Source organism: Ruminococcus sp. AF31-8BH (genome assembly GCF_003460605.1).
Lineage (GTDB): Bacteria > Bacillota > Clostridia > Lachnospirales > Lachnospiraceae > Blautia_A > Blautia_A acetigignens.
On sequence record NZ_QTVN01000032.1, the window covers coordinates 6,939 to 9,557 of the forward strand.

At 49.4% G+C, this 2,619-nt stretch carries 4 protein-coding genes and 2 pseudogenes; 1 reads left to right on the forward strand and 5 read right to left on the reverse strand.

From position 1 onward, the window contains the following. Positions 1 to 279, reverse strand: a pseudogene (locus DWZ38_RS23030) (relaxase/mobilization nuclease domain-containing protein); the annotation flags it as partial. A 79-nt stretch (positions 280 to 358) separates the two neighbouring features. Continuing rightward, positions 359 to 649, reverse strand: a complete 291-nt coding sequence (locus DWZ38_RS21510; protein ID WP_005927606.1) for a CD1845 family protein — start codon at positions 647 to 649, stop codon at positions 359 to 361. 152 nt (positions 650 to 801) lie between these two features. On the opposite strand from DWZ38_RS21510, the gene DWZ38_RS21515 reads away from it, so the two are divergent. Next, positions 802 to 1,665 (forward strand): hypothetical protein, encoded by an 864-nt coding sequence (locus DWZ38_RS21515; RefSeq protein ID WP_210410585.1) that lies wholly within the window; start codon positions 802 to 804, stop codon positions 1,663 to 1,665. Between the two features lie 47 nt (positions 1,666 to 1,712). Here the strand turns inward: DWZ38_RS21515 and mobC are convergent, their stop codons facing one another. From mobC to DWZ38_RS21530, 3 genes and pseudogenes are all read right to left on the reverse strand, one after another. Continuing rightward, complete coding sequence (gene mobC / locus DWZ38_RS21520; protein WP_012741672.1) at positions 1,713 to 2,054, reverse strand: plasmid mobilization relaxosome protein MobC; 342 nt, start codon at positions 2,052 to 2,054, stop codon at positions 1,713 to 1,715. Then, positions 2,054 to 2,236: a DUF4316 domain-containing protein gene (locus DWZ38_RS21525; RefSeq protein WP_003500078.1), complete on the reverse strand. Its 183-nt coding sequence runs from the start codon at positions 2,234 to 2,236 to the stop codon at positions 2,054 to 2,056. The genes mobC and DWZ38_RS21525 overlap by 1 nt, the downstream gene beginning before the upstream one ends. Before the next feature lie 12 nt (positions 2,237 to 2,248). Beyond that, positions 2,249 to 2,619 (reverse strand): annotated as a pseudogene (locus tag DWZ38_RS21530) (hypothetical protein); the annotation flags it as partial.

Below are 2,619 nucleotides of genomic sequence, written 5' to 3' on the forward strand. Positions count from 1 at the left end.
CTCCTTCGGGGTGATCTCGCCCGGATAGAAGGATTGTCGTATCTGATAGCACAGCACATTATTTTCTTTCTTCTGTTCCCGGCCCGTCATAGCGGCATAGCTGGCCTTTGCCAAAAGGAACTCGTCCGCCACGGTGGCCGGATCACATTCATAAGCGGAGATATACTTTCCGCTTTCTGTTTTCTCCGGGTCCTTGCCATAGTCCAGACAATCCCGGATAGCCTCAGCAATCGTTTCGCCTTCGCCCGCATGGCGCTGTAACAAAGTTGTGGTAGCCAAAAATCATTCCTCCTTTCCATGAGAAAGGGGCGGCCCATTCAGACCGCCCCGACTTCGGGCCAGTATGGCCCGAGGCTGCTTAACTTGCCAGAAACCGGTACAGAGCGGATTTGCCTCCGTCCAGCGCCCAAAGAAGGGAGCCCGCCGCCGCTTGCAGTCCATACGGCGAAAGAAGGAAGGCAAGAAACAGAAATACAATCCCGCCTATGGGCGTCGGCGTGAAAAAGAGAGCGACACCCAGCACCGTCAGGATCACAGAGGCAATCGTCAGCAGGACGGCACAAATATCAAATAGGAACACCAGCAGAGCCGCCAGAAGGGACAACGCTAAAGCAAAGGGAGCAACCAATATTTTCAGCAGTATCTTCATCTTCAAAACCTCCTTTATCTATCCTTCCTACCTCTATTTTATCATGCCTGCCCGGGGACATAAATGTTGCGAAAGATTAGTAAATCCTGTCCTAAAACTTCGGGTCATGCTGGCCCGAAGCTTGATGGTTTTATCTAAAAAGTTATGATATAATGAAATCAATATTTTGGTTAGACGAGGTGATGAACATGGGGAACAGCAGAGACGACTTTACTTCAGCAACAAAGGAATTACTGGCAAATCGGGTTGGTAGAAGATGTAGTAATCCTGCTTGCCGAAAGTTGACTTGTGGGGCAAATACCAATCCTGAAAAAATTACAAATATAGGGGTAGCAGCTCATATCTGTGCAGCGGCTCAAGGCGGTCCACGCTATGACGCTTCTATGACACCCGAAGAAAGAAAGTCGTTTGAAAATGGAATTTGGTTATGCCAGTCTTGTTCTAAATTGATTGATACGGATATTACTCGTTATCCTAAAGAACTGCTACAAAGTTGGAAGCAGCTTGCAGAACAGACAGCAATTTTGGAAGTCGAAACTACTTCTTCCACACCTGCCTTTGAAAAAGATAAAGAGCTTGTCCAATTTTATTTGGAGTGCTTTGATCGTCCAGCCTTTCAAGATGACATTTATCAAGAAGGTCGAATGGAGGATTTTGATAAAGCGATTGAAGATACGCTAATTGCCTTGAATACAGGGGTACTAAGAACTCGTGATGGCTCCATATTAAAACAGGCTGATGGAAAATCTTCTGTCCAAAACTCTTTATGGAGAGAAAAACTCTATACTATCACTGATATGCTAACAGCAATTCGCAGACGATTGAAAATAGCCAAAAAGGAAAAAGCCTATTCGACATATGGCACAGGCGAAGATGTCGCTTATTGTTTCTATGATCGTGAGCTTGCTGAATGGCTTAATTCTACACGAGAAGAAATACTAAAAATTCTATCGTCTATTTGTAAAGAGGCTGGACTTCGGGAATTACATTTTCGGAAACATAGATATAGATGGTAAAAAGAACAAGGCGGCAGGTCCCAACATCGGAACCTGCCGCCCTCGTCTTACTTTGCCACCAGCTCGGAAAGCTCCCGCAGCACCTTTGACACCTCGCCCCACAGCTTTTCATAGTCCCGCTTCAATCCGTCGATTTCCTCCGGGTACACGCCATAGGTATGTGCGTGTATGGCAACCTGATTGAGATTGTTAGAACAGCGCCGTTGCAGAGAGATCAACTCTTTTACAGGTGCAAGGTCGATGTGCAGGATATATCCATTCAGAGCCATTTTCCGCACATAAGCCCCGGCGTTGGAAATGCCCGCCTCAGCCATCCGTTCATGGATGGCTGCCAGCTCGTCCGGCGTTACCATAACGTGCAGATGGACATTCCGCTTGCGGTTCTCCATCAGCGTTCCAACTCCCGGCCTTTCCGGCGCTCTTTGGGCTCCTTTACCTTATCAAGCGGTTTTGCGTCCAACTCCGGGGGCGTGGGTGGGATAGGCGTGTTGTTGGGTACGCCGTCGATCATGTTGCAGTTCTGCTCCGTGGAGAGTTCGGCGGTTTTCAGATAGTTGTCTTTTTCGTGCATGGCGATCCTCCTTTATCGTTCCTCATGGTTTTTATGGCTCCGCTTCTGGCCGGGCTCCTTCGGGGGTTCCTGCCCTCTGGTTCCTTCTTTGAGCCGGGCGGTAATGGATGGGCGCACCCGGTCAGGATTGCCCGGTGCTGGTTTCAGTTCATAATCCTCCATCTGCTCTTCGGTCAGCGGCTTTGCGTAGGTCAGTTCGCCCCATGCCATCAGCCTGCCGTCTGCCACAGGACGCCGCCTGTCGTCATCGTAGTTGACGATGGAAAGAGGCTGGTTATCCGGCGGCTTCGGGTAGGTGCCTATGTCCACGGGCCGCTGGGTGGAATAATAGCGGTAAACGCCCTCCGGTCCCAGCTCGGTATGCTTGACCGCCGCATGGTAAA

What these genes read in the sequence shown, in the direction of transcription:
- DWZ38_RS21510 (WP_005927606.1), bottom strand. Translation starts at nt 649, where the DNA reads ATGAAGATACTGCTGAAAATATTGGTTGCTCCCTTTGCTTTAGCGTTG.
- DWZ38_RS21515 (WP_210410585.1), top strand. Translation starts at nt 802, where the DNA reads ATGAAATCAATATTTTGGTTAGACGAGGTGATGAACATGGGGAACAGC.
- mobC (WP_012741672.1), bottom strand. Translation starts at nt 2,054, where the DNA reads ATGGAGAACCGCAAGCGGAATGTCCATCTGCACGTTATGGTAACGCCG.
- DWZ38_RS21525 (WP_003500078.1), bottom strand. Translation starts at nt 2,236, where the DNA reads ATGCACGAAAAAGACAACTATCTGAAAACCGCCGAACTCTCCACGGAG.